Raw genomic sequence first — 26,544 nt, 5'->3', positions numbered from 1 at the left:
AACTCATTTTTTGTTATAAGTAGTGTTGACATATTTGTCTTAATGTTCTGTTTTTTATAACTTTTTCTGATTTTTTGACATTTTTCAACACTACTCTAACAGTCATATTCCTTTGTTTTTTTATAATCTACAAAAGTGTTGAAAAATAAAAAATGGAAATCATTCCATTTTTTATAACTCTATTCATTAGTTTTGGTTTGAACATAATCATTAAACTTAGAAAATCTTGGATGCGTATTCCATGTTTGTAATTCTTCACTGATCTGATAAGATAAAACTTGAAATACCGGTAAAATGTACAAAGGCATTAATAATGGTTCATGAATATGAAAAGGAATTCTTATCGCATGTTCATCATCAACCAAAGGGCTATTCGTGATTGCATAAGTTCGTGGTGTAACACTTTGAATGGCTTGATAAATTGAGATGATACGTGAACTTCCCTGTGAACAATCATCAATACACCACACTGTATATGCTGGTGTCAATTGGAGATTAAATCCATGAATAAATTCTTCTGCTTCATAAGCCATACATGGATGCTTTGTTGTTTCTGCCATTTTCAATGCCCCTTCTAAAGCAATGCCATAACTTTGAATGAATCCTATAAAAAATGTAGGATTCAAAGAAGTCATTTCATATAGATACTTTTGATAAAATTGTTTTGTTTCTTCTTGAATTATTTGATGACGTTCAGGTACCTCTAATAGTTCCTTAATGATTTCATCATAAACTTCTTGATGAATACAATGTTTTTTCAAACCAGATACCAATGCAAATAAAATCAAATATTCCATCAGCATCACAATACCTTTTGTGACATATCCTACAGTTTCTATTCCCATATGATAATCTACAACAATATCTGCATATGATTTCAAATCATCATTTTTTTGTCCTGTTATAAGGACAGCTTCTCGATGAAGTGATTTTAATTTTTGAAGTGCTTGAATACAATTTGTAGAATGACCACTTTGTGAAACCACAAAAACAAAATCATCTTCTGTTATTTGATTTTCAAAATATACAAAACTCATAGGTGAAATGACTTTAACATCACAATTTAAATATTTCATTAAAAATGGTTTTGCACATTGTGCCCCATTAAAACTAGAGCCACAAGCAATAATCCATAGGGACTGATATTCTTTTTGTAAATAAAGCTGTACCAGAGGCTTTGTTATTTCTTCTATATTTATGATATTGTCTTTCATCTGTTGTGGTGTTTCTTGAATATATGTCATCATAGTTACCTGAATATTCTTCTTTAATATATCAATAACATCTATCAAAGAATCTACTATAGCAAAAGTTTCTCTTTTCTGCTTTTCTTGTGCCGGTGCTAAATCTGGAATCATAATACAAGGAATATGCGCACGATATGCAGCTTCGACACCCACATATGAATCCTCCAATACCCATGCCTCTTGTGAATCGACACCAAAATAATTCAATACTGTTTCATAAATTTCTGGATGTGGTTTCCTTAAATGAACTTCATTGCCACACAATATATAATCAAATTGATCCCATAACTGTAATCGAGATAATCTTTGATAAGTTGTGTCTTTATCTGTCGCTGTTGCAACTGCTACAGGAATAGATAATGATTGAATAAAACGTAATAATTCCATAAGACCTTTCTTTATATCAATTCTTTCTTTTAGAAGTTCATCACCATATTCTCTCACTTCTTGTAAAATCTTTTCTGGATGAGCAAATTGTCGAAGATCGTTCTTCACAATATCTTCAACTTCTTTACCATTTCTCCCTACACATTTTAAAAAAGTTGTATTTCCCAAATCCTGTACACCATAACGCTTTCCAACACTATCCCAAGCTTCTTGCCATCTTGCTTCTGTATCAAGCATAAGACCATCAACATCAAAAATAATTAATTTTGGTAACATTTTCTTCCTCCTTATTTTATTGAATCATGAACATATGTTGTTAAATTCACAATCCATTTTCCTGTTTGATAACGTTTAATTCCTAAAATCACTCTCACAATTTGTTCTAATTGGCAAATCAAAAAAACAATAGCTATACTTTGAATCTGAAAGATATGAACACTTATAAATGCTAATGGAATTCCTACACTCCACATCAATCCACTATCAAGTAAAGTTAATACCTTAGAATCCCCTCCAGCTCTGAGTGAAGAAAAAACAATAACGATAAAGAATCGTAACGCTATACGCAAAGCAAAAACTTTCACAATAAGTATAGCTTCTTGAATGACTTGTGGATGAGTCAAGTCAAAGATTTGGACAAAAAGAGGCGAACCAAAATAAATGAATATCAGACAGACAACTGACATAGCAGTTGCTAAAGTCATTAAATAATCACCTTCTTCTTTTGCTTTATGACCATCACCATAACCTAATGAATAACCAACAATTGCAGCTACTGCATTAGAAAATCCATTTGCAAAAGCATAAAATACATTTGATATTTTTTCTCCAACATAATAAGCATCCATAGATCGTGTTCCTAAAGCTCCAAATGCTTTAATAAATAATGTTGAGCCAAACCCAAATAATAGTTCATTAAATACAATAGATTGTGTTTTTTGTAAAATGGGTTGAATAAAATAACGGTCAAATGTAAACATTTCTTGAAAACTACCTATAAAAGGTTGTTTTGTTTGATAAGCATACAAAACATGAATACATAATGATGACATTTGAGCTATACATGTTCCCATAGCTGCACCTTGTATCCCCATTCGTGGAAAACCATACAATCCAAAAATAAGTACATAATTCACGACTATATTCATGATCATTGCAATAATTCCTATAATCAAAGGTACTTTTGGACGATTAATATTGCGATAAGTCATATTGAAAACAAAACTTAACGCTAATGGAAAATATGAGAATTTTGCAATATTTAGATAGGCTAGTCCATTTTGAATAACACTTGCATCACTTATATAAAATTGTAAAATCACTTTCCCAAAAAAACTTGCTACAGAAAACCAAAATAAACCTGAAATCAAAGCTAACAAGACACTTAAACCAAATGACTTTTTGAAGCTTGTAAAATCCTTAGCACCAAAAAATTGCACAGAAAAAATTCCAACTCCTGCAGCACTTCCCCAAGAAACCGATGTACATAATGTTTCAATCTGTACAGCCGTTCCTACTGCTGTCACTTGACCAATCCATGATACCATTAACGAATCTACAATCCCCATACAACTAGAAATCAATTGTTGAAAACCTAAAGGGATTGCCATAGAAAAAACATATTGATAAAACTTTCGTGGACCAATATATCGTTTGATTTTATCTAACATTATCACCTCATCTCCCTTTCTTTTTTTATCATATAAAAATCTATTTAATAAGAATTCAGTGTTTAAATAATTGTCACTTTTTATATATTTTAGACACTTTTTAAAAAGCGGTTCTTAAAATTTTGATAATATCCAACAAATAATATAGATGTTGCTGCCCATGAAATAGGATAACATACAACAACCATATGAAATGAAGCAAATATATCAGGAATCCCAATAACCCAAAGAATTCTTAATAAACAAACTCCACAACAAACAATAATCATTGGTTTGAATGCATCTCCACATCCTCGCATTGTAGCCGAAATAATTTCAGCTCCGCTATATGTAACATAATATGGAACAATATAATAGATAATTTGAACAGTTTCTAAAATAACTTGCGAATCATTTGAAAACAATGATGCAATCTGTCTACCAAAAGTCATCAAACAAATACTTAGAAAAATGGCTGAGATACTTAACATGCCAATACAAATTTTCATTCCCTGTCGCACTCTTGTATAAAGCCCAGCTCCATAATTTTGACCTACAAAAGTTGTTAATGCTGAACTGTATGCAGCGGCTATCATAAAAAACAGGGCATCTATTTTACAATAAACAGTCCATGCGGCAATCATAGATGTTCCAAAAGAATTAATTTTAACTTGTAAAATAATATTGGAAACTGCATACATAACTGCTTGTAACCCCGCTGGAATACCAATTTTTAAAACATTTTTTAAAATTTCTATATCAAACTCTATCTTTTTCAAACATAATTGATAACAGCCTTTTGCTTTAATTAGTTTGTAACAGACAAGAAGTGCAGAAACAAACTGTGCAATAGCTGTCGCAATACCTGCCCCAGCAATTCCCATGTAAAAATAAACAATAAAAATATAATCTAAAACAATATTAATAAAAGTACAAATCATAAGATATATTAAAGGCGTGTGACTATCTCCAATAGCACGTAATACTCCTGTTCCAATATTATAGACAACTAGAGGTATACCACCTAAAAAATACAATCGCATATACAAAGTTGCTGCCTCTAATATATCTGATGGAACTCCCATCATATTTAAACACTTTCCAGAAAAAAACAAGCCAAATAAAGTCATTATCAAGCCACAGACAATAGCTAAAGCAAAAGATGTATGAACAGTTTTAGAAACACGATGTTCTTGATTTGCTCCAAAAAACTGAGCAATCAAAACAGTTGTTCCTGAAGATAATCCAACAAAAAAATCCACCAGCAAACTAATAAGATTTCCTGTTGATCCAACAGCGGCTAATGCCTGAGTCCCTACATACTGTCCAACAATAATTGTATCAACGGTATTATATAACTGTTGAAAAAAAGTTCCTATTAATATAGGAAAAAAGAATTTCAGAATTTGCTTCCATATTTTCCCTTTCACTAATGAATATTGCATTATTCGTACACCTCCCTTAATAAAGTGTACTTTAATTCGTATGTCAAAAGAAAAAGTGTATGAATTTTCGACGAATTTTGATTTATTTAAACACTAAAAATAAGAAGTATGAAAATATTAAACACATCCCATAAGACATTTATGAATAGAAAAATCATTGATAATATCCTAAATAATATAAAAAACATTGAATATATATCTATTATCAGATACATATTCAATGCTTAATTCCTAATCTAATCATTATTTTTTATATTTCATTATTCTATTATAAATTCCAGCAATGATTCAATGGTCCACTGCCATGTCCTAAATTTAGATTAGCTTTTAATGCTCCTGTAATATACTTCTTGGCTTTTTCCACACTTGTTTTTAAATCATAACCCAAAGCCAGATTGGAAGCTATGGCACTAGATAAAGTACAACCTGTTCCATGTGTATTTGGATTGTCAATATGCTCACATTCTAGCCAATAAACCTCATTATTTATGACAAGTAAATCATCAGCACGTTTTTCAAAATGTCCTCCTTTAATCAAAATAGCTCCTTGATACCATTGTTGTATTTCTTTAGCCGCTTGAATCATATCCTCTTTACTTTGAATCGTATGATTCACTAAAACTTCTGTTTCAGGAATATTCGGTGTGATGATACAAGATAATGGAATCAACTCACTTTTTAAAGCTTCTAAAGCACTATCAGCTAATAAACGTGAACCACTTGTAGAAACCATCACAGGGTCTACAACAATATTTTTAGCATGATATTTTTTCAATTGTTCAACAATTTTATGAATTAATTCTGGTTGTGAAACCATTCCGATCTTGACTGCATCTGGATAAATATCTTCAAAAACACATTGAAATTGTTCTTCTAAAAAATAAGGAGTCACATCCATAATATCTTTAACACCTAATGTATTTTGAGCAACCAATGATGTAATAATACTCATTCCATAGACTTTATGAGCCATGAATGTTTTTAAATCGGCCTGTGCCCCAGCCCCTCCTGTTGGGTCCGTTCCTGCAATTGTTAAAACTGTTTTCATAAAATATCCTCCTTAACTTTTCCTTTTAAATTCTGGGCAGCCTTGAACACATCATCTTGAGCCATAATAGCACTAACTACAGCTACTCCATCAATGCCTGTCCCCTTTAATTGTAAAAGATTATTCTGTCCAATACCTCCAATAGCAATCACTGGAATATCAACAGCTTGACAAATATCTTTTAACGTCTGTATTTCCACTTTTTTGGCATCATCTTTTGTGTGTGTCACAAAAATAGAACCCACTCCTAAATAATCGGCTCCATCTTGTTGTGCTTTTAAAGCCTGTTCCACAGTTCTTACTGATACACCCAATATTTTATCCGGTCCAATCATCTCTCTTACCTTTTTTGCATCCATATCATTTTGCCCAACATGCACACCATCCGCTTGAACTGTTATCATCACATCAACATCATCATTAATAATCAAAGGAATATGATGTTGGTGACAAAGAGATAAAAGTTGTCTAGCTGATTCAACAAAATATTTTTGATCCAAATGCTTTTCTCTTAACTGAACACAAGTCACACCACCTTGAATTGCCTTTTCAACTGTTTGAATCAGTGATTCCTTTAACCAGCGACGATCTGTAACCAGATATAATGGCATGGCTTTCTTAACATCTTTTTTCAATCTTCATTCCTTCTTTCAATATACCATCATTCATAAGTGATAAATAATCCATCAAATAAACTCTTAAACTTCCCACACCTAATTTCTCAACAAGCATTTTATTTTTTGCCAACTCTCCACAATATCCCATCAATGCACTGACATAAGTACATGCTTCTAACAGTCTTTGACGATGAACAACCATAAATGCAGACATAATTGCACTTAACATACAACCTGTTCCTGTAATCATAGACATTTCTTGACATCCATTTCTAACAATATAAGCATTTTGACTATCCACAATCACATCAATAGCTCCACTAACCGCTATAATCGCTCCTGTCTTTGAACTGAGTTGTTGTAACCATATTATATTTTCATCTAAGTTTTCATCCGTTATACTATCTGATGCATTCGCATCAACACCTCTTGATTGTGACTGGATATTCATTAAAACTTTCATTTCTGAAATATTTCCTCTAATGACATCAAAATGAACTTCTTTTAATAATTGTTGAGTTGTCTGATAACGTAATTGACTTGCGCCTATTCCAACGGGATCTAATAAAACAGGGTGTTGTAAGGCATTGGCTTTTTTTCCAGCTTTCATCATAGATGGAATGGTTGCCTGATTCAATGTTCCAATATTAATCAACAATCCTTGACAAATAGATGTAATGTCTTCTACTTCTGCCTCATCATCAGCCATAATAGGACTCCCGCCAATTGCGAGTAAAGCATTGGCACAATCATTCATTGTCACTTTATTAGTGATACAATGAATTAATGGTTTAGCATTTTTGACTTGTTCTATCATCTTTTCATCCTCCTTACAAAAAAAGAATATATCAAGGGATATACTCTTAATACTCATTTTATATCCCTACGTTGGCATTATCCAAATCAGGTATGGTCGAAGTTCACAACTTCCTCTCAGCCTATTTATAAGCTCCCTTTTTTATTATCATAGCACTTCTCTTTAAACACGTCAAAAAAAGATGAAGCTATTTTTTCATCTTAATCACATAAATCACTTCATCTTCTGTTTCTGATATATCTACACTTATGTCTACCCCAGCCTGTTGTACCATCATGGCAGCCTGATCTAATGTATTCATCGCTATCTTTAAATTTTGTGAAATACTCTTTGTTTTAGGTTTAGGTTTCTTTGGTTCAATTTTCTTTTTAATCTTTTCTTCTGTCTGTTCAACATTTAAACCTTTATCCATAATTTCTCTTAACATATTATTTTGTTTAGCAGTTGTATCTAATTTCAATAAAGCTCTGGCATGTCTTTCTGTAATATCTTTTCTTCGTACTGCCTCTTGTACAGTCATCGGAAGTTGTAATAATCTTAATTTATTTGCAATCGTCGATTGCTTTTTACCAACCTTTTGAGCTAATTCTTCCTGTGTTATATTTTGCGTATCCAAGATTTGTTGATATGCCAATGCTTCTTCAATAGCCGATAAATTTTCTCTTTGAATATTTTCAACAATCGCTGCTGTTGCTGTTTGTTGTTCATCATAATTTTGAACTAAACATGGAACTTCTTCGATACCTGCTAAAAGACAGGCACGATAACGTCTTTCCCCAACAACAATCTGATACTTTCCTTGATAAGGTCTAACAACAATAGGTTGTAATAATCCATTTTGTTGGATAGATACAGCTAATTCTTGAATCTTCTCATTTTCAAAATGAGTTCTTGGCTGATGACCATTGGCTTCAATTTTATGAATATCTATAAATTTATATTTTGGTTCTTTCACAAAATCCTCTCCTTACAATTCGCTCATTATTATAACATCTTTATTGAAAAAACAAAAGAAATCAATGATATAAAAAAGACAATTATCAACAAGTTTTATATGAACTCATTTTTAATTGTCAAAATAATTCTTTTAATCTATTAAATTTAAATAACGAAAAGCATTATATAAACCATCATCATTTACATCTGTTGTAATATAATCAGCAGCTTCTTTAATTTCTTTACCACCATTTCCCATAGCAACATTATAATCACAACATTCAAACATAGATAAATCAATTTTCGCATCACCAAATGAAATCGTATCTTTTTGATCTGCTCCTAGATAATCTAATAACACTTCAATCGCATGTCTTTTGGTAATCCCTGTTGGTCCTAAATCACCATATAAAGCCACTTCACCTTTGCCACCCCAAGTATTTGCTATTAAATGAGGAAATTCCTTTTGTGAATCTAAATGATCTTGATAACGACTTAAAATAAAGCTAATTTTATTGACATCATCTCGATACAAATCTTCACCCTGCAAATGAATAAAACCATCCATAAACTTTTTTGAAGCTTCCTTAGCTTTAGTCAAATCTGCACCTTTTCCCTGTGCATATTTAATCATTGTTTCAGGTCCCTGCTCTAACATATAATCATTACAATACATACCACTGTTAGCTTCTAAATAAAACCCTAGATGTCTTTCATTACACCAGTCAACAATATGTTTGACATCTTCTTTAGATAATCCTTGATGCATCACGACATGTCCATGATCTTCTACATAAGCCCCGTTACCACCAATCATTCCATCTAATTCACAAAGATTTCTTTGTTCAATTTCAGCTTTTGAACATCCTGTACAAATATAGACTTTATGTCCATTGGCACGTGCCATATCTACAGCTTTCGCAGCTGAAGCAGGTAACTTTGCTTCATAGTCAATCAATGTTCCATCAACATCTAAAAATATAATCTTGCTCATAAATTCTCTCCTTCATCTTTATTATTTTTATTATAACATGTTTTAAAAAAATAACAGCATGATTTCATACTGTTATTGAACTTTCACTTCACCTGATAAAACTTTTTGATAATCTTCGTAATTCTTTTGTAGTAAAGCTGGTGTATCTAATTCATATGGACATTTTCTTGAACATTGACCACAATGTAAACAATTTTCAATTTTTTTCATTTCTTCCTGCATTTCAGGTGTTAACCAGCTCTTTGATGGTGCCCTTCTTAACATCAATGACATACGTGCACATTGATTAATCATGATCCCTACTGGACAAGGCATACAATAACCACATCTCGACAAAAATCACCAGATAATTCTTCTTTTTCCTTTTCAATAAACGCCTTCATTTCATCATTTAATACAGGTGTATTTTGCATATAAGAAAGCCACTCGTCTAGTTCACTTTCTTTTTGAATCCCCCAAATAGGCAATACATTATCAAATTGACACATATATGCCATTGCTGGTTTGGATTGATTAATTAAACCACCAGCTAAACCTTTCATCGCAATAAATCCCATATTGGCTTTTTGACTTTTTTGAACTAATGCTAATTCTTTATCTGATGATAAATAACTAAAAGGAAATTGAATTGTTTCATACAATTTTGAATCCACTGCATCCAGTGCGACTTGCAATTGATGAGTTGTGATCCCAATATGTTTAATCTTTCCTTGTTTTTTAGCTTCTAACATACATTCATACATACCTGTTCCATCTTGAGGCTTATAAACTTGCGTAGCACAATGAAACTGATAAATATCAATATAATCTGTTTTCAGTAATGTGAGTGACTGTTGTAGCTGCTTCCAAAATTCATCCGGTGTTGTTGCCATTGTTTTGGTTGCGATAAAATAACTTTCTCTAGAATAAACCTGTAATGCTTCTCCCAGCTTTTCTTCACTGTCACTATAAGCACGAGCGGTATCAAAAAAACGCATTCTACCCTCATATGCCTTTCTTAAAATATTAACGGCTACTTCCATTGATACTCTTTGAATAGGTAAAGCTCCAAACCCATTTTGTACAACTTGAATACCTGTACTTCCTAAAACAACTTCTTTCATAACTCTCCCTCTTTTCTTTTCTCTATTTTATCACAATTTATTTTCTCTAGAACGTTTAATATTTTGTTCATGATGACAGTATGGACATCTCACATGATAATCATTGACTTGACAATTGACATTCCCTATGATCTGGAAAAAGTTTGGTTTCCATATATGATAGCAATACCGACATTGAAAATAATGATTTTTTTTCACAATAAGATACACAATAATAAGACTCACAACAACAATACCCAAAACATAAATCATAATTCTTTCTCTCCTTTGGTTTATCATATTATAACATAAAAAGACGAGTTCCCTCGTCTTAAGATAAAAAAGAACTGAAAATCAGTTCTTACATTTCATAATCTATAATAACTTTAATATTTTTTGTTACATCACTGGCTGCTTCAATTGCTTGTGGAAAATCTTTATGTGAATATTTTTTTGTAATCATTGTTTTTACTGGTATATCATTTTTTTCAATCATTTGAATAACTTCTTGAATTGTATTTGTATTATATCCTTTTGATCCTCTAATCATTGCTTCATTAGCAATAAACATATTTCCTGATAATGGAATCTCTTTTCCATATACAGCAACAATAGAATATTTTGTACCAAATTTTCCTAATGAAAAAACTTGTTGTAATAAAGGTACAGCTCCTGCAGCATCAATATAATAATCAACATTAGGAATTTTTTTACCTAATGATAAATGTGATTTTTTAGCAAATTCCATAACTTGTTGAAGTAAATCTGGATTAAGATCTTCTGGGCGAAAAGCTGCCCCATTACTAACTTCACCACAATATTCTAATAATTTTTCCTCTAAATTATCCTCACTTGTATTAATGATTTTAGCTCCTAATTCCTTAGCTTTATCTAAACGCCATTGGACTTTATCAACGACTATAACATTTTTTATACCTCTAGATAATAGACCTGCTGTTGCACCTAAACCTATTGTACCCGCACCTAAAACAACAACATTTTGATCAACAGATGGATTCATCCAAGTTGCACCTTGTGTCCCAACACTAACCGGTTCTATCAATGCAGCAGTATCTAAGTCAACGTTTTTATCTAGAATATATAAATTAACATTCAAAGCAGCATCTTCAACACGAACATATTCACTAAATCCACCTGTCATGTCTGCTTTAAAACTTCCTAAACGACTCGCTTTCATTGGATCAATAAAAACAATATCATCTAATTGAAAACAATCTGGGACATCAGCACCTTTTTCAACAATTCTTCCAACCATTTCATGTCCAAATTCTTGTCCTTTAAAAATACCATAAGGTTCTCCTCCATGAAGATAAGCTCCTGTATCAGAACCACAAATACCAGCTCTCAAAACTTTTACAAGAACATCTTTTGAACCAATTTTTGGTATATCTCTTTCTTCCATTTTAACATTTTTAATTCCATAATAAATTGCACATTTCATTTTACCTTCCATTTTTTCATCCTCCTTTTTTTATTTTAAATGAATTTATAAAAAAAAGAATTGAAATTACCATAATAAAATCATATTACTAATAAAAACGGAACACTTTTTCAATTGTGTAACGCTTATCATGTTATAATATAGAAAAAGAGGTATAAATTATGACAAGAAAAACAAAAGATCAATTATCAAAATCTCTCTATCTACTTTTACAAGAATATCCTTTTGATAATATCACAGTAAACCAAATTATAAATCATTCTCACATAAGTCGAACAACATTTTATCGTCACTTTCATAATAAACAAGATGTTTTAACTTATTTTTTTCATAATGATATTGTTCCTCAATTTTTTCCATCCAAGACACAAGATTCTTACTATACACTAGCTAAGCAAACTATACTTTATTCACGGAAAGAAAAAAATTTTTTTAAGAATGCTCTTATTGATTCTCAAAACACATTAATACATTTACTTATCAATAAATATATACAATTAATGAGTACAAAATTACCTAAATTAACAAAAACACAGTATGATGTCTTATCTATCTATTTAAATGGAACAATGATAACTTCTATTCATTGGTTTTTAAAAGATGATGAACACTCTATTCCGGAAATGCTCTATCTTTTTGATTTAGCAATGCCTGATATTATAAAAAGTATTTTTGATAAATCTTAGAATACCATACTATACAAAAAGACGAGTTCCCTCGTCTTATAAATCACAAATACCTTTTCCTTCACCATACATACTATACCAGTCAGCATTAAAATCATCCACTGCTTTTTCAATGTTTGGATTCTTAAATATCTGCTTTAAAATGCCTACTGGTGCTGTAATCGCCTGTGCTCCATTATTCAATGCATTCTTGATCTGTTCAACACCTTTAAATGATGCTGCGACAATCTTTGTATCATAGTTATCCATGATGATACGATTTGATAACTCATAAATCAGTTCCATTGGATCAGCTCCCAAGTTTCCTATTCTATTGACATAAGGTGCAATATAGTCTGCCCCTGCGGCTAGTGCCATATATCCCTGCATCAAGTCATAGACTGCTGTCGCTGTGACATGAATGTTTTCTTCCTTCAGCATTTTAATCGCTTTGATACCTTCATAAGATACAGGTACCTTGATATAAACCTGTCTATCAATTTCTTCTAGGATTCTATGAGCTTCCTTCACCATACTGTCACAATCTTTAGAGATGACTTGAATATGCAGACTTCTATCCTTCCCAATAATTTCTCTAATTGTTCGCATATGTTCAAAGAAATCCTTTGGATTTGTCTTTTTTACTATTGAAGGATTACTCGTTACACCAACAATAGGCATATATTCTACTGCTTCTTTGATTTCACTTAAATCAACTGTATCAATAATCAATTCCATTTTCTTTTCCTCCTACAATGTTTGTTCTGTTCTTTCAATAATATCATCTTGTGTTGCTTTTGATAAAACATTAAAGAATGCTGAATAACCTGCCACACGAACAATGAGGTCTTTATGTTTTTCAGGATGTTTTTGAGCATCAATCAATGTATCTCTAGACACAACATTATATTGAACATGATAACCTTCTAAACGATTAAAGAATGTTTTCATCATCATTTCTAGTTTTTGTTTATTTTCTTCAGTTGATAACATTTGTGGTGTCACTTTCTGATTCAATAGAACACCACCTGTAATTTCATGTGTTGGTAGTTTTGATACTGATTTAAAGACAGCTGTTGGACCACTCTTATCACAACTATGAGCAGGTGAACATCCTTCAGCTAATGGTGTTTTGGCATGTCTTCCATCTGGTGTTGCCATTGTCCCAAAACCTTGTCCAACATTTGCTGAAATAGAAGATGTTCCAGCATAACGAATACCACCAATTGGTCCTCTTCCATATCTAGTATTAGGATATTTCTTCATTTCATCAATATAAGAAGCATAAGCATCTACAACAAGTTGATCAACATCATCATTATCATTACCATATTTAGGAGCATCATTGATCAACATATGTTGAATTTTTTGTCCTTGTTCACCTGCAAAATCATGCACAATTGCATCCCATAATTCCTGTCTTGTGATTTTCTTTTCTTCATAAACAAGTTTTTTAATAGCCGCTAAACTATCTGCCATATTGGCAATGCCTACCTGTAATCCAGAAATAAAATCATAAACAGCTCCACCTTCTTTGATTGTCTTTCCTCTACCAATACAATCTTCTGTTAAGGTAGAACATAAGACATCTGGAACATCTCTTTCAGAAGCCAAATCAATAGCATTTTCAACAATAACACTCATACGTGTTAATTCTCTGACAACTTGATCCCATGCTTTCATCAAATCTTCATATGTTTCCATTTCAGTAAAATATCCACATTCCTTCACAAAACGTTTACCAGAAGTCATATCTACACCATTATTCATCGCAATCAATAAAATTCTTGGGAAATTCATATAACTCATTCCTGTACAGCGATAACCCCATTTTCCTGGCACTGCTGTTTCTACGCATCCAATCGCAGAATAATTATAAGCATCTTCTTCTTTGACACCTTTTTCAATAAATGATGGAATAATGACTTCATCATTATTAAATGCTGGCATCCCTGTTCCTAGTTTCATAACTTCAATCGCTTCATCAAAGAAATCCTGATTGATATGCGCATGATATCTGACAGTCAGATTAGGTTGTGGTAATCTTGTTTGAGCTACTGATTTTAAAACTAAAAATGAAAGTTTATTCACAGCATCTTTTTGATCTGGGGTCTGTCCTCCAATAGTCACATTTTGATACATTGGACTTCCAGCACTTGAAAATGTATGAGCTTGACTACGGACTTTATTAATCGTTAATGTTTTGATCCATAAATTTGTCAGTAATTCAACAGCTTCATCTTCATTAATCATGTGATTATCTAAATCATGTTTTAAATAAGGATACATATATTGGTCAAAACGTCCATAAGATAAAGAATGTCCATTAGATTCAATCTGTAAAATTAATTGAATAAACCATACAGATTGAATCGCTTCATGAAATGTTTGAGCAGGTTGATATGGAACTTTTGCACAAATACGACTGATTTCTAATAATTCTTCTTTTCTTTTTCCTGTTTCTTTTTGAGCTTTTTCTTTCGCTAAAAGACTAAAACGATTGGCAAAAGTTCTCACAGCTTCAATTACAATCAATACAGCTTTATAGAATTGATACTTATTAAGATTTTCAGGAACACATAAGTCCAAATCTCTTAGAATGTCTAAAACTCTTTCTTCATAACCTTTTAATCCTATTTCCAGAACTTTTTGATAATCAACAGCTAAATGTGCATCTCCAGAGTTTAATTTTCCTTCCATCCCAAAAAATCCCGTTTCCATAAAAACACTGACTTCTTCAGGAAGTAAAGCTTCTCCTTTTGCTCTTAAATTATTATTTTCCCAAAATGGTGCAATCCTTTTTAATGCTTCTTTTGTTTCTTCTGTAATATAGAAAACATCACCGTCTCTTTTTTCAAAAGTGTCCAATTCCTCAATAACAAATTTCATTGTATATTCAGGAAAAATAGGCGCATCTTTATTAGAAGATGCCTGATTACCCACAATCAAAGTTTCATCTTCAATATAAATAGACATCTTTTCCAATATATTCTTTAACATATAGGCACGTTTCATAACCGGTGTCTGATTTTTATACTTTTCATAAGCTTCTGTGACAAGCAATGCACGTTGGGCATCAATATAAGGTTTCTTATCAAGCACTGCTTCTCTAAAATGACTCATACGTGGTGTTAAATCACCAAAATGTTCTACATTCTTCATCTTTCTTCTCCTTTTTATTTCATTTGAAAGTTTTTATATTTCATTTTCAATTATATATTATCATACATTTATTTAAAGTCAATATTTATTTAAACAAAATAGAAATGTCTTTCATATGAAACTTTTTATTTACTATCATCAATATATATGTTAACATATATTCAAAGGAGAGAAATTATGACAAAAGGTATCATTTTTAACATTCAAAAATTTAGTATTCATGATGGACCGGGTATTCGTACAACTGTCTTTTTAAAAGGATGTCCTTTAAGATGTCAGTGGTGTTCTAACCCTGAATCACAAAATCCAGATATTCAAATCCTATATAATCATCAGACATGCCTACATTGTTTGCATTGTATCAGTGTCTGCCCACAACACGCTATTTCCTATAACAATGAACATATCCATATTGATTTTCAAAAATGTATAGGATGTTTACAATGTACACAACAATGCCCTTCACATTCATTAACATGTGAAGGTGAATATCAGGAAGTGCAAGAAATTGTTCGTATCTGTAAACAGGATCTTCCTTTTTATGAAGAATCCAATGGTGGCGTTACGATTTCTGGTGGTGAAGGTATGGGACAGCCACAGTTTGTAGAAGCTTTACTTCAAGCTTTAAAAGCAGAAAAGATACATGTTGCGATTGAAACAACTGGTTATATCCAAGAAGACATTTTTCATCAATTAGCTCCACAATTTGATTTATTACTCTTTGATGTCAAACATTATGATAGTCACCAGCACCTTTTCAAAACAGGTGTTCCTAATGAACTCATTATTCAAAATTTAACATGGGCTATTCAACAAGGCATTGATGTATTACCACGTATTCCTGTCATACCAGATTTTAATTGTACATTAGAAGATGCTGAAGGTTTCGTGAAATTATTTCAAAAAACAGGAATCAAACGTGTACAGTTATTACCTTTTCATCAATTTGGAGAAAAGAAATATGAAATGTTGAATCAAGAATATCTTTATCAAAATAAAAAAGCCCTCCATCCTGAGGACTTAAAAGATTATCAACAAATTTTTATTAATCATAACATAGATTGTTTTATTTAGGAGCATAGCTCCTTTTTTATACCTTTTTTACAGTGATATTTTGACTTTGTAGATAGTCTTCACTATCTAATGGAATTTGTTGATCTGTCACAACATATGATACTTGATCCGTTGGTAAAAGATTAACCAATCCCACCTGTTGAAACTTTGATGATTCTGTAATTACAATCACATGTTGTGCCTGTTTTGCCATATCTCTTACTGTTTCACTACGCATATAATCATTCCCTGTAAAACCAGATGTTTTTGAAAAACCATCGGCTCCAATAAAGAACTTATCCACAAAAAAGGCTTCAACACATTTACGTGTCATCGGTCCAACACAAACTTGTGCTTCTTTTTGATATTCTCCACCAAGCAAAATGATACGCACCTGTGGATATTGACGAATATAATCAGCAATAAATGAAGAATTGGATATAATCGTTACATCTTTTTTACTGGCAGCTATCTCTTGTGCCAATAAAGCACAACAAGAGCCCGATTCAATCATAATTGTTTCTCCATCTTCAATCAGTTCACAGGCAAGTTTTGCCAGTTTTTGTTTAATATCATAATGATAAGCCAATCTGTTATTCATATCATCTTGACCATTCAATGTCGCAAATCCATGAGCCCTTATGATAAGCCCTTTTTTTTCTAATAAATCCAAATCTTTACGAATTGTCACTTGCGAAACTTTCAATAACTGTGAAAATTCATTCACATCAACTTTTTTTCTTTCTGTTAATAATTCTAATATTTTTGTCTGTCTGATTTCCATTTTTTTCATTTCTATCACCTTTATACCTAGATTATCACATCTAAATTTCAAACGCAACTTTATCACAAAAGAAAAAAAGTAATCCGAAGATTACTTTATACACATAAAGTGCTTTTGAAAGAATAGAAAATCATCATAGTTAAGTATGTCTAGATTTCAATCTGGCTTTTGATGAATAGGAGTATGAGGGGAAACTATTTTGATTCTTCTTATTCCTTTCAATTCTTTATATATCTTTTACACGCTTAGATATATCAGTTAGCTATAACTAACTCTATATTCAGTATACTCTTTTTTACACTTTTGTCAATAGATTTCAATAAAATTATACCCCTATCATTTTCTTTTTTAACCATTGTATATCATTATTTTGAATATATACTTGTTCATTTATTAATCCGATTTGAGGATGAATGCCATCATCCATATGAAAATCTGATCCCATTGTATAAAGCAAATGATTCTTCAAAGCAAAATTCTTCCATTTTTCGATATCATTAATCTTATTATTTTTTTGATCTATATACATATAAATAGCCTCTATTCCATCAGCATTCATCTCTTTAACAAGATGGGTTATAGATTCTACATTGATATGATCTTCATGTTCATAACAGACAGGATGTGCTAATACAACTATTCCACCCGCTTCTTTAATCAACTGACTTGCTTCCATAGGCGTTATAGATTCCTTTTTCACATAAGCTGGACATCCCTCATTCATTAAAGTTTCAATAAATTCACCACGTTGAGGAATATATCCAAAATCATGAAGCAATAATTTTTCATTCTCTTTATTTTGTACAATATGACTTGCAATATGTGCCTTCGTCACTATTTTGAATTGACTTAATTCATCAACATAAACAATATACCCTAACTCCTCTAACTTTTTTGAAACTTCCTTTAAATAAATATGTCTTGCATTTTTTAATGTATAAAGTTTTTCATTAAGCTTTGAGTTATGAATATCAAATTGATACCCTAACACATGAAATCCTGTTCCTTGATAATGTGTCGATATTTCCACTCCATAAACAACTGAAATATCATTTTTTCTGGCATATTCTAAAAAAGATAATGTATAAGCATCAATACAATCATGATCAGTAATAGATATCATATCAACATGATTTTCCATCGCTTGATCAACAATTTCAAAAGGTGTTAGCACTCCATCAGAACAACAAGAATGTATATGCAAATCAATGAATCCCATCACAATCACCCCTATACATCATACTCATGAATAAGTTTATATTTCAAGTCAAATCTTTTTATATCTATATATCATCTTATAATAATCATTTCTATAATTAAAGAGGTTTTTTCATTTGAAAATGTTATAATAGGATAAGAAATGAGGTGATGTTATGTATAAAAATAAGTTTTATTTTTTTATAGAGTTTATAATCGGTTTTATTCTCCTATTGATAAGTTTATTTATCCTTTTTCACCCGTCAATGATGATTTTTTCTATGAGAATTCTTGGAATCATTATATTATTCAATGGATTATATATGGTATGGAAACAAAGAAATAACAAAACTGGAATTATATTATCCCTTTTTGTAGGCATCATTCTTTCTCTCTTTCCTGCTTTACCTTTTACCCTATTTGTCTTTCTTTTTGCATTTTATATATGTATCAAGGGTTTATCTCAATTTATCACTTACTACTTATATAAACAAAACCATATTTCCTATCGTTTTATTATTTTATTATCAAGTTTATTTTTGATAAACTTTGGTTTTACTTATCTTCTCTCACCCTATATTCATCTTTATCAGACAAATATAATCATTTGCATTTATCTCATTTATCTTGCACTTTCTTTTATTTTAAAAGGAATCAGAGAAATCATAGGTGAAAACAGACAAAATCAAATAAAACGAAGAATCCATGTATCACTTCCTGTTATTTTAAATGCTCTTATTCCTAGAATCATGATTGATTATATCAACGAAAAACTAGAAACACCTTCTTTCATACATACAGATGGTCACAATATAGATTTAACAGTTTTTATCCACGTCAGTAAAAATGGATTTGGGGCCGTTGGGCATGTTGATATATCTTATCAAAATATTGTTTATGCATATGGTGCCTATGATGATTTATCTAATCACTTATTAGGAGCTATAGGTGATGGTGTATTATTTGAAGTTGATGAATCATCTTATATTGATTTCTGTTTAAAAGATGATCCTCAAAGTGTTATCTTTGCATATACTCTCCAATTAAATCATCAACAGACACAATTAATTGAACACAATATTCAATCATTAAAACAACAACTGCTTCCTTTTGAACTCACACACCATCAGCATACATATGCCAAAAGACTTCAAGAATATACTCACGCTCAATTTTATAAATTTAAAAAAGGACGTTTTCAAAAATATTTTGTTTTAACAACCAATTGTGTTCTTTTAGCTGATTCCATCATTGGAACATCAGGAATAGATATTATTGGTATTAATGGCATGATTTCACCCGGTAGTTATTATACCTATTTTGAAGAAGAAGCACGTAAAGAATATTCAAGAGTTTATCAAAAGAAAATATATGCTTCTTCATCTTATCATTTATAAAATATTAAGAATTTATTTAAACATTTTCAATCAGTGTATGACATAATGTAAAAGCGAGGTGATTTTTATGGTTAAGAAAAAAAGAATAAATAAAAAACCTGTTCTTATTATGGTGGTGATTTTGATGTTAATAAGTCTAGGTTCTTTCTATATTGCTTCTACACATCAAAATGATGTTGAAGCCTACCAGGTTGAAGGTCTACCCATTCAACATCAATTTCTCACAATCAATCCTTATTCTAGAAGTGGAAAGTCTTTACATCGTGTCAATGGGATTGTTATTCATTATACTGCAAATCCCGGTTCAACCGCTAAAAACAATAGAAACTACTTTGAAAATCTAAGATATACAAAAACCACATCTGTTTCCAGTCATTTCATTATTGGCTTAGATGGTGAAATCATTCAATGTATTCCTCTTAATGAGATTGCCTATGCTTCCAATAATCGTAATCGAGATACGATTTCTATTGAATGTTGTCATCCTGATGAAAGTGGAAAATTCAATGAAGAAACATATAACTCTCTTGTTAAACTTGTCCGTGCATTAATGAAAACTTATCACTTACAAAGTCAAGATGTAATAAGACATTATGATGTGACTGGTAAAATATGCCCAAAATATTTTGTTGAGCATGAAGATCAATGGAAAGAATTTTTAAATACACTCTAAAGGATGGTGATTGAAATGACATTAGAAGAAGATATCTTTCAAAAAACAAAAATAAACTATGACAAATTAATATCTTATGGATTTCATAAACAATCACATCAATACATTTATGTACAAGATATATTTGATCATACATTTCAAGTTATCATTATTATTCAAGACAATGATAGTGTACAAGGACATATCATTGATTTAGCTTTTCAAGAAGAATATACAAACTATCGCATAAAAACACAGGGCGAATTTGTTTCTAAAGTGCGTCAAGAGTTTATGAATATTTTAAATGATATTAAAGAACAATGTACATCTCCCCAATATTTTCTATATCCCCAATCTAATCGTATTGCTCAATATATTATTGAAAAATATCATGAATATCCTGAATTTCTTTGGGATAGTGATCCACAATATGGTGTATTTAGGCATCAAAGCAATCAAAAATGGTATGCTTTGATTATGAACATCAATAAAAATAAATTAGATTCTGATAATCAAGACATAGAAATTGTGAATTTAAAATTAAAAGAAGATCATATTCAACAACTTCTTCACCAAAAAGGATTTTACAAGGCATACCATATGAATAAACAAAAATGGATTTCTATTATCTTGGATGATACATTATCCGATTATGAAATTATTCAACATATTGATGAAAGTTATCAATTGACTCAATCTATTCATGAATGGATTATACCGGTTAATCCTCAAAACGATGATATTTTTCATTGTTTTAATCATACTGATACAATCCTATGGCAACAATTTCCACATATACGAAAAGATGATTGGGTTTATGTCTATGTCAATAAGCCTTATAATTATCTTCTTTACCAATGTCAGGTCATAGAAACAGATATATCCGACAATCATCACAATTGTCTTATGAAAATAAAGCATACACATACTTATACCCCAGAAGAATATCCTTTCCATCAACTCAAAGATTATGGCATCAAAACAATCAGAAATGTGCGAAAAATAACATCACGACTTCATCAAAGACTACATCAATAAATAAGAGGTTTTCCTACTGAAACCTCTTATTTTTACATATGTTGATGAATTAAACTCTCTAATTCCAATATAGCTGAATCTTGTAAAAAAGAACCATATCTAAATAAACCAAAACCTTTATATCCATGTTCATATAATATTTGAACTTGTGAAGAAATATTATCTGTACGATTTTGCCAGCCATGATCTTCATCTTCTCCATTTCCTGCACGATACAATGCTAAACCGGCATACAATATGACACTTTGATGTCTTGGTATATCAGCAAATTGTTGACATCGTTGAGTAAACATTGCTTCATTACCTTCTCCATATTGATCACTCCAATAAATCTGAGGCATCAAATAATCGATATATCCTTCTTCACTTAGCCATGTATCAATATCTGCACCATCACTGATACAGTTTTCATAATTTCCTTGTGGACTAATGCCAAACACAACATGATCATCAATAGATTTAATTGTTTGATAAACATCTTGTATAAGCATATTGACATAATCCATACGTTGATTTTGAGTTGTTCCATCATGTGTTCCAGCGACATAAAAATAATCATCAAAATGAATTCCATCAACATCATAATTTTCAACAATTTCACGAACACCATCAACAATATAATCTCTTACTGATTGACTGGCAGGATTGAAAATATATTGATATGTTGCATATCCAATGGTTTGACTGGCATCTTCCAGCCATTGATGATGGGGTGATTCATTGAGAAATTGTTCAAAACTTTTTCGATTCAATGAGATACGATAAGGATTAACCCATGCTTCAATGCTCATATCATTTTGATGAGCAATATCTATCATTGATTGTAAAGGATCAAATGATAAACTCTCTTGATGTGTAATGACTTTTGAAACCGGAAAGAGCTTTGAATCATATAAAGCATCACTAAAAGCTCTCACTTGAACAATGACTGTATTCATATGATATTTTTTTATATTTTCAATGGCTTGTGAAAAATCTTTTTCAAAGTCTTTTTGTGACTTATAAGAAAACTGTTCTAAATCTCCATAAGAAAACCAGACAGCTCTTTTATCAAAAGATAATAAAGAACATGGTGGATGGGGAATAAAAATATAAATCAATACACATATACATAATAATATGATAATCACAAAAAGACTGTGTTTTTTCTTTTTCAAAAGAACATCACCTCATTGATTATATTCAAGAATTTTATATTAAATCCTCTTTTGTTGTAATTTTTTTATTTTCATAATCACCTAAAACCATATAAACTTTTTCATCTGTAAAGTTTTCAACCATTTGTGCATCATCTGTTGCCTGAAAATTTTGTTGAATAGCTTTGGTATACGCATCTAAAATAAGTTTTGTATCAAATGCCTGTGGTGTTTGAGCTTGCATAAGTTCCTTTCTATTTAAAGTTTCTATCACAACATCATCAACAACTCTTTTAATTGTATCTTTACAAGGCACCATAACTAGACAAGCCTTATGTGTTTTTAAGCACTCTAATAAATCATCAATCTGTTGTTTTTTCACATAAGGTCTGGCACCATCATGAATGAAAACATATTTACTTTGAACCCGTTGTAAACCTGCATAAACACTATCCTGTCGTTCTTTTCCACCGTCCACAAATTCAATACGTGAATCATGAGATAACTTTATAAAGTCCTCCCTTTCTTCTGGTCTAGTCACAACGATAATTTGTTGACAACGTGCATCTTGCATAAAAACTTCCAATGTCATTTCATAAACAGTTTGACCTTGAAAAGTATAAAACATTTTATTATAACTTAAACCTGTTCTTTTCCCTTGTCCTGCACACAAAATAATAACACTATACATAAAACCATCCTCTTTTCTTTCATCCATTGATATTATCATACCATAGATATGTTAAAAGAGCCACCTTAGTAGCTCTTTACAACTTGTACATAATATTCTTGATAATTTTGAGAGTCTTGTCCAATACAAACTGCCATTTTCCCCAGTTCTACAATATTGTCCATATCTATATTCCATATTGCTAAATCTTCATATCCTAGAGTAATTGTTACTGTAGAAAAAGTTTGATGGGGAACAAATACTTTTTGAAAACCTTTTAGTTCTAACACTCTTGAAACGATACTAGATTGAATATGTTTAATATAAACTTGAACTACATCTTCTCCATCCATATGACCAGTATTGTATACATCTAATGATATTGTTAGACCATGTTCTTTTAATTCCTGTATAGTTATTTGAGATGGTAATGATATATTTCGGTAATCAAAAGTCGTATAACTCATTCCATAGCCAAAAGGGAAACGAGGTCCTGATGGTAAATCAATATAATCTTTTTGTGCACCATTATGTTTATGATTATAATAACATGGAAGTGCTCCAACATGACGAGGAACCGATACACTTAAATGTCCACTAGGATTATAATCTCCAAATAATACATCTCCTATCCCATCGCCACCTCTTGATCCAGGATAAAAACTTGATATAACAGCTTTTGAATAACTGAAAACATCTTCAATAACATGAACTCTTCCTTGAATTAATACAGTGACAATGTTTTTATTGACTTTACTTATTTCTTGTATAAGTTTGTTTTGGTATCCTTCCAATTCCAGAGAAGCTAAATCAATATTTTCTCCACAGTTCATTTCATTTTCATTTTGAATCCTCAATGCTCCATTATTTTCAAAAGCATTTTGGTATAAACGAGTACTATTGCCACCTAATACCAGTACAACAACATCTGCTTGCTTAGCTATCTTTAATGTTTCTTCTAAGTTTTCAAACTGATTTTTTCGTGTTGTACAACCTAAAGCATAGCTAACATTTTTAGCTTTTTTACAGATACCTTGATAAACTGTCACAATATCTTGTGGATTCTGATAAGCTGTATAATCACCTAATTGATTTAAATAATGGTGAGCATTAGGTCCAATAACAGCTATTTTAGAAGATTTATCTAATGGTAAAATTTGTTGTTCATTTTTTAATAGCACCTGACATTCTCTGGCACTTTGAAGCAACAGTTCATCACTTTGTGGTAAAGAGATTTTCTTTCTTTCTGATTGAAAAAGACCTAGTCTTTCTTTTAATTTTAAAATTCTCTCAACAGCAGCATCTAATTCTTTTTCATCTAAATAACCTTCTTCAATAGCCTTATCAAGCTTTGTATACACTTGATCCCATAAGCTTAGATCAACACCTGCTTTCAAAGCTAAACTTCCCATTTTTAAAGGATTATCATCTAATAAAAGCAATCTATCCAGTGCACATCCATCAGCCATAACAATACCATCAAAACCATATTCATTTCTTAAAATTTGATTCAGCAAATTCTTATTGATATGACATGGAATACCATCAATTTCATTATAGGCAGCCATGACCCCTTTTGCTCCTGCTTTTACAGCTGCTTTCACAGGTGGTAAATGGATTTCTCTTAATTCTCTAGGACCAATTTTAGCAGCATCTGAATTATGACCACCTTCACAAGCTCCCTGTGCACATAAATGTTTCACAACAACACTCACACCATTATCATCTTTTTCAAAGCCTTTAACAGCACTCTCTGTCATTCTTGAAGTCAAATATGCATCTTCACTAAAGCATTCTTCACTTCTTCCCCAACGTGGATCTCTTAGGACATCAAATCCTGTAAACAATGCAAGATTTCCACCTTTTGCGGCAAGTTCTTGACTCACATGACATGCTATTTTTTCCATCAAATCTGGATTCCATGACATTCCCATTGCTAGCTGGGTAGGAAAAACAGGGCTTTGTAAAGCCATATGACCATGAACACATTCTTCAGTAATCAATGCCGGTATTTGAAAACGAGAATGTTTTTTTATATAATCTTGAATCATTTGAATCACTTGATAACTTTCTTCTCTGTTAATTCCATTATTTTCGTCTATCTGTGACCATGCATCTGCCCTCATAATGCCATAGATAGCTCCTATTCCACCATATTCTTTAACATGTTTCTTAAATAAATCAGTTAATTCAAAGTGATCTCCTATTTTTTTATAACATTGCCACCCATATAAATGTTGATTTAATTGACCAACCTTTTCTTTTAAAGTCATTTGTTTAACAATATTTTCTACCATTTTCTTTCCTCATTTAATTATAAATATTTCTTGCTATATAAATGTTGATTGACTAATTCACGTAATAAATACTCAATAGCTAAATGCATATGTAAACGTGAATCTATATCATATCCTTCATCCTTTGATACGGAAACATTCATTGTATAATCAGATAATTTAGACATAGATGAATGAATCTGTTCAGAAATCAGTAACATCTTACAACCATTCATTTTTGCAATCTTCATAACATCAATAATATCTTTTGTTTCACCACCACGTGATATCACTATCACAAAGTCTTGAGTTGTTAAATTATTAGCTTCCAAATACAAAAACCAACTATCGTCTGGATAGATTGTTCTAATTCCAAACAGACTTAATTTTACAGCCAATATTTTAGCAACATATTTATTCATTCCTGAAGAACATATGAGAACACTTTTAGCATGTACAATATCATCAATTGCTTGACTAATATCCAAATGTCGTAACATTGACATTGTATCTTTAATTTCTTTTTCTATACTGTCACAAGTATTTTCACATTTTGAAGTCAACTCATATTGATCTCTACGATGATAGAGAAGATCATAACGAAAATCCATAAAAGTTTTATAATTGAGTTTTTTCACCATTCTAAAAATTGTTGTTGTTGAAACATTTAATGTTTCTGATAATGATGATATTGTTAAGTTAGGCTGTAAATTTTGAAAGCTTAATAGTTTATGAAAGCATTCTACTTCCAACTCAGTTAATTGATTACCAAATTCTTGAAAATTCTTAATAAGACTCATTTTTATCAATCCTTCCATATGAAAATAGAG

At 31.1% G+C, this 26,544-nt stretch carries 25 protein-coding genes and 1 riboswitch; of the genes, 5 read left to right on the top strand and 20 right to left on the bottom strand.

The window, feature by feature from the left end; genetic code table 11:
* Nucleotides 1-179: 179 nt before the first annotated feature.
* The 12 genes from B5E75_RS14505 to B5E75_RS01540 all read right to left on the bottom strand — a co-directional run bounded on the left by B5E75_RS14505 (nt 180) and on the right by B5E75_RS01540 (nt 11,696).
* Nucleotides 180-1,910 carry an HAD-IA family hydrolase gene (locus B5E75_RS14505; protein WP_162607614.1) on the bottom strand — a complete coding sequence of 577 codons (1,731 nt, stop codon included), beginning with the start codon at nt 1,908-1,910 and terminating at the stop codon, nt 180-182.
* An 11-nt stretch (nt 1,911-1,921) separates the two neighbouring features.
* On the bottom strand, nt 1,922-3,304 hold the full coding sequence (locus B5E75_RS01585) for an MATE family efflux transporter (protein WP_087357051.1): 1,383 nt from the start codon (nt 3,302-3,304) through the stop codon (nt 1,922-1,924).
* Nucleotides 3,305-3,393: 89 nt separating this feature from the next.
* On the bottom strand, nt 3,394-4,728 hold the full coding sequence (locus B5E75_RS01580; protein WP_087357050.1) for an MATE family efflux transporter: 1,335 nt from the start codon (nt 4,726-4,728) through the stop codon (nt 3,394-3,396).
* 268 nt (nt 4,729-4,996) lie between these two features.
* A complete protein-coding gene (thiD, locus tag B5E75_RS01575; RefSeq protein ID WP_087357049.1) occupies nt 4,997-5,776 on the bottom strand; it encodes a bifunctional hydroxymethylpyrimidine kinase/phosphomethylpyrimidine kinase in 780 nt (259 codons plus the stop codon).
* The gene (thiE, locus tag B5E75_RS01570) at nt 5,773-6,411 is read right to left on the bottom strand and encodes a thiamine phosphate synthase (RefSeq protein WP_087357048.1); all 639 of its coding nucleotides are present in this window, start codon (nt 6,409-6,411) and stop codon (nt 5,773-5,775) included. Before thiE ends, thiD begins: the two co-directional genes overlap by 4 nt.
* Nucleotides 6,395-7,210, bottom strand: coding sequence for a hydroxyethylthiazole kinase (gene thiM / locus B5E75_RS01565; protein ID WP_241146599.1), 816 nt, complete (start codon nt 7,208-7,210; stop codon nt 6,395-6,397). Before thiM ends, thiE begins: the two co-directional genes overlap by 17 nt.
* A gap of 46 nt (nt 7,211-7,256) precedes the next feature.
* Nucleotides 7,257-7,359: riboswitch (TPP riboswitch) on the bottom strand.
* 38 nt (nt 7,360-7,397) lie between these two features.
* Nucleotides 7,398-8,165 (bottom strand): nucleoid occlusion protein, encoded by a 768-nt coding sequence (gene noc, locus B5E75_RS01560; RefSeq protein ID WP_087357046.1) that lies wholly within the window; start codon nt 8,163-8,165, stop codon nt 7,398-7,400.
* A 132-nt stretch (nt 8,166-8,297) separates the two neighbouring features.
* The gene (locus tag B5E75_RS01555; RefSeq protein ID WP_087357045.1) at nt 8,298-9,140 is read right to left on the bottom strand and encodes a Cof-type HAD-IIB family hydrolase; all 843 of its coding nucleotides are present in this window, start codon (nt 9,138-9,140) and stop codon (nt 8,298-8,300) included.
* Between the two features lie 72 nt (nt 9,141-9,212).
* Nucleotides 9,213-9,455, bottom strand: a complete 243-nt coding sequence (locus tag B5E75_RS14795; protein WP_241146598.1) for a 4Fe-4S dicluster domain-containing protein — start codon at nt 9,453-9,455, stop codon at nt 9,213-9,215.
* The gene (locus B5E75_RS01550; RefSeq protein WP_241146597.1) at nt 9,440-10,243 is read right to left on the bottom strand and encodes an aldo/keto reductase; all 804 of its coding nucleotides are present in this window, start codon (nt 10,241-10,243) and stop codon (nt 9,440-9,442) included. Before B5E75_RS01550 ends, B5E75_RS14795 begins: the two co-directional genes overlap by 16 nt.
* 30 nt (nt 10,244-10,273) lie before the next feature.
* A complete protein-coding gene (locus tag B5E75_RS01545) occupies nt 10,274-10,495 on the bottom strand; it encodes a hypothetical protein (protein WP_087357044.1) in 222 nt (73 codons plus the stop codon).
* An 88-nt stretch (nt 10,496-10,583) separates the two neighbouring features.
* Nucleotides 10,584-11,696 carry a zinc-dependent alcohol dehydrogenase gene (locus B5E75_RS01540; RefSeq protein ID WP_087357043.1) on the bottom strand — a complete coding sequence of 371 codons (1,113 nt, stop codon included), beginning with the start codon at nt 11,694-11,696 and terminating at the stop codon, nt 10,584-10,586.
* Nucleotides 11,697-11,845: 149 nt separating this feature from the next.
* On the opposite strand from B5E75_RS01540, the gene B5E75_RS01535 reads away from it, so the two are divergent.
* Nucleotides 11,846-12,370, top strand: coding sequence for a TetR/AcrR family transcriptional regulator (locus B5E75_RS01535; RefSeq protein ID WP_087357042.1), 525 nt, complete (start codon nt 11,846-11,848; stop codon nt 12,368-12,370).
* 36 nt (nt 12,371-12,406) lie between these two features.
* Here B5E75_RS01535 and B5E75_RS01530 read toward each other — a convergent pair whose 3' ends face one another.
* Together B5E75_RS01530 and B5E75_RS01525 are read right to left on the bottom strand one after the other, a co-directional pair.
* Entirely contained in the window at nt 12,407-13,087 is a 681-nt protein-coding gene (locus tag B5E75_RS01530; protein ID WP_087357041.1) for a fructose-6-phosphate aldolase, read from the bottom strand.
* A gap of 12 nt (nt 13,088-13,099) precedes the next feature.
* The gene (locus tag B5E75_RS01525; RefSeq protein ID WP_087357040.1) at nt 13,100-15,511 is read right to left on the bottom strand and encodes a glycyl radical protein; all 2,412 of its coding nucleotides are present in this window, start codon (nt 15,509-15,511) and stop codon (nt 13,100-13,102) included.
* A gap of 177 nt (nt 15,512-15,688) precedes the next feature.
* Here B5E75_RS01525 and B5E75_RS01520 point away from each other — a divergent pair, with 177 nt between their 5' ends.
* On the top strand, nt 15,689-16,585 hold the full coding sequence (locus B5E75_RS01520; protein WP_087357039.1) for a glycyl-radical enzyme activating protein: 897 nt from the start codon (nt 15,689-15,691) through the stop codon (nt 16,583-16,585).
* Nucleotides 16,586-16,601: 16 nt separating this feature from the next.
* On the opposite strand, the gene B5E75_RS01515 is transcribed toward B5E75_RS01520, so the two are convergent.
* Both B5E75_RS01515 and B5E75_RS01510 read right to left on the bottom strand, forming a co-directional pair.
* Nucleotides 16,602-17,348, bottom strand: coding sequence for a DeoR/GlpR family DNA-binding transcription regulator (locus B5E75_RS01515; RefSeq protein WP_087357091.1), 747 nt, complete (start codon nt 17,346-17,348; stop codon nt 16,602-16,604).
* A 325-nt stretch (nt 17,349-17,673) separates the two neighbouring features.
* The gene (locus B5E75_RS01510) at nt 17,674-18,567 is read right to left on the bottom strand and encodes a PHP domain-containing protein (protein ID WP_087357038.1); all 894 of its coding nucleotides are present in this window, start codon (nt 18,565-18,567) and stop codon (nt 17,674-17,676) included.
* Between the two features lie 259 nt (nt 18,568-18,826).
* On the opposite strand from B5E75_RS01510, the gene B5E75_RS01505 reads away from it, so the two are divergent.
* The 3 genes from B5E75_RS01505 (at nt 18,827) to B5E75_RS01495 (ending at nt 21,632) form a co-directional block, all read left to right on the top strand.
* Nucleotides 18,827-19,942 carry a DUF308 domain-containing protein gene (locus B5E75_RS01505; protein WP_162607613.1) on the top strand — a complete coding sequence of 372 codons (1,116 nt, stop codon included), beginning with the start codon at nt 18,827-18,829 and terminating at the stop codon, nt 19,940-19,942.
* A 67-nt stretch (nt 19,943-20,009) separates the two neighbouring features.
* Nucleotides 20,010-20,615 (top strand): peptidoglycan recognition protein family protein, encoded by a 606-nt coding sequence (locus B5E75_RS01500; RefSeq protein WP_087357036.1) that lies wholly within the window; start codon nt 20,010-20,012, stop codon nt 20,613-20,615.
* 15 nt (nt 20,616-20,630) lie between these two features.
* Complete coding sequence (locus B5E75_RS01495; protein WP_162607612.1) at nt 20,631-21,632, top strand: MmcQ/YjbR family DNA-binding protein; 1,002 nt, start codon at nt 20,631-20,633, stop codon at nt 21,630-21,632.
* 32 nt (nt 21,633-21,664) lie between these two features.
* On the opposite strand, the gene B5E75_RS01490 is transcribed toward B5E75_RS01495, so the two are convergent.
* From B5E75_RS01490 to B5E75_RS01475, 4 genes are all read right to left on the bottom strand, one after another.
* Entirely contained in the window at nt 21,665-22,789 is a 1,125-nt protein-coding gene (locus B5E75_RS01490; RefSeq protein ID WP_087357034.1) for a glycoside hydrolase family 10-like protein, read from the bottom strand.
* A 34-nt stretch (nt 22,790-22,823) separates the two neighbouring features.
* Entirely contained in the window at nt 22,824-23,459 is a 636-nt protein-coding gene (gene ispD, locus B5E75_RS01485; protein WP_087357090.1) for a 2-C-methyl-D-erythritol 4-phosphate cytidylyltransferase, read from the bottom strand.
* 65 nt (nt 23,460-23,524) lie between these two features.
* Complete coding sequence (locus B5E75_RS01480) at nt 23,525-25,735, bottom strand: glycoside hydrolase family 3 N-terminal domain-containing protein (RefSeq protein ID WP_087357033.1); 2,211 nt, start codon at nt 25,733-25,735, stop codon at nt 23,525-23,527.
* A 17-nt stretch (nt 25,736-25,752) separates the two neighbouring features.
* The gene (locus B5E75_RS01475) at nt 25,753-26,514 is read right to left on the bottom strand and encodes a MurR/RpiR family transcriptional regulator (protein WP_087357032.1); all 762 of its coding nucleotides are present in this window, start codon (nt 26,512-26,514) and stop codon (nt 25,753-25,755) included.
* Nucleotides 26,515-26,544: the final 30 nt, after the last annotated feature.

Origin of the sequence: Massiliimicrobium timonense (assembly GCF_002160865.1) — a bacterium.
Classification (GTDB): domain Bacteria; phylum Bacillota_I; class Bacilli_A; order Erysipelotrichales; family Coprobacillaceae; genus Allocoprobacillus.
This window is presented reverse-complemented; position numbering and strand designations above follow the sequence as displayed.

What these genes read in the sequence shown, in the direction of transcription:
- B5E75_RS01530 (WP_087357041.1), bottom strand. Translation starts at nt 13,087, where the DNA reads ATGGAATTGATTATTGATACAGTTGATTTAAGTGAAATCAAAGAAGCA.
- thiM (WP_241146599.1), bottom strand. Translation starts at nt 7,210, where the DNA reads ATGATAGAACAAGTCAAAAATGCTAAACCATTAATTCATTGTATCACT.
- B5E75_RS01535 (WP_087357042.1), top strand. Translation starts at nt 11,846, where the DNA reads ATGACAAGAAAAACAAAAGATCAATTATCAAAATCTCTCTATCTACTT.
- B5E75_RS01585 (WP_087357051.1), bottom strand. Translation starts at nt 3,304, where the DNA reads ATGTTAGATAAAATCAAACGATATATTGGTCCACGAAAGTTTTATCAA.
- B5E75_RS14505 (WP_162607614.1), bottom strand. Translation starts at nt 1,910, where the DNA reads ATGTTACCAAAATTAATTATTTTTGATGTTGATGGTCTTATGCTTGAT.
- B5E75_RS01495 (WP_162607612.1), top strand. Translation starts at nt 20,631, where the DNA reads ATGACATTAGAAGAAGATATCTTTCAAAAAACAAAAATAAACTATGAC.
- B5E75_RS01480 (WP_087357033.1), bottom strand. Translation starts at nt 25,735, where the DNA reads ATGGTAGAAAATATTGTTAAACAAATGACTTTAAAAGAAAAGGTTGGT.
- B5E75_RS01475 (WP_087357032.1), bottom strand. Translation starts at nt 26,514, where the DNA reads ATGAGTCTTATTAAGAATTTTCAAGAATTTGGTAATCAATTAACTGAG.
- B5E75_RS01550 (WP_241146597.1), bottom strand. Translation starts at nt 10,243, where the DNA reads ATGAAAGAAGTTGTTTTAGGAAGTACAGGTATTCAAGTTGTACAAAAT.
- B5E75_RS01540 (WP_087357043.1), bottom strand. Translation starts at nt 11,696, where the DNA reads ATGGAAGGTAAAATGAAATGTGCAATTTATTATGGAATTAAAAATGTT.
- B5E75_RS01500 (WP_087357036.1), top strand. Translation starts at nt 20,010, where the DNA reads ATGGTTAAGAAAAAAAGAATAAATAAAAAACCTGTTCTTATTATGGTG.
- B5E75_RS01525 (WP_087357040.1), bottom strand. Translation starts at nt 15,511, where the DNA reads ATGAAGAATGTAGAACATTTTGGTGATTTAACACCACGTATGAGTCAT.
- B5E75_RS01545 (WP_087357044.1), bottom strand. Translation starts at nt 10,495, where the DNA reads ATGATTTATGTTTTGGGTATTGTTGTTGTGAGTCTTATTATTGTGTAT.
- ispD (WP_087357090.1), bottom strand. Translation starts at nt 23,459, where the DNA reads ATGTATAGTGTTATTATTTTGTGTGCAGGACAAGGGAAAAGAACAGGT.
- B5E75_RS01515 (WP_087357091.1), bottom strand. Translation starts at nt 17,348, where the DNA reads ATGGAAATCAGACAGACAAAAATATTAGAATTATTAACAGAAAGAAAA.
- thiD (WP_087357049.1), bottom strand. Translation starts at nt 5,776, where the DNA reads ATGAAAACAGTTTTAACAATTGCAGGAACGGACCCAACAGGAGGGGCT.
- B5E75_RS01580 (WP_087357050.1), bottom strand. Translation starts at nt 4,728, where the DNA reads ATGCAATATTCATTAGTGAAAGGGAAAATATGGAAGCAAATTCTGAAA.
- B5E75_RS01555 (WP_087357045.1), bottom strand. Translation starts at nt 9,140, where the DNA reads ATGAGCAAGATTATATTTTTAGATGTTGATGGAACATTGATTGACTAT.
- B5E75_RS01505 (WP_162607613.1), top strand. Translation starts at nt 18,827, where the DNA reads ATGAGAATTCTTGGAATCATTATATTATTCAATGGATTATATATGGTA.
- B5E75_RS14795 (WP_241146598.1), bottom strand. Translation starts at nt 9,455, where the DNA reads ATGCCTTGTCCAGTAGGGATCATGATTAATCAATGTGCACGTATGTCA.
- B5E75_RS01520 (WP_087357039.1), top strand. Translation starts at nt 15,689, where the DNA reads ATGACAAAAGGTATCATTTTTAACATTCAAAAATTTAGTATTCATGAT.
- B5E75_RS01510 (WP_087357038.1), bottom strand. Translation starts at nt 18,567, where the DNA reads ATGGGATTCATTGATTTGCATATACATTCTTGTTGTTCTGATGGAGTG.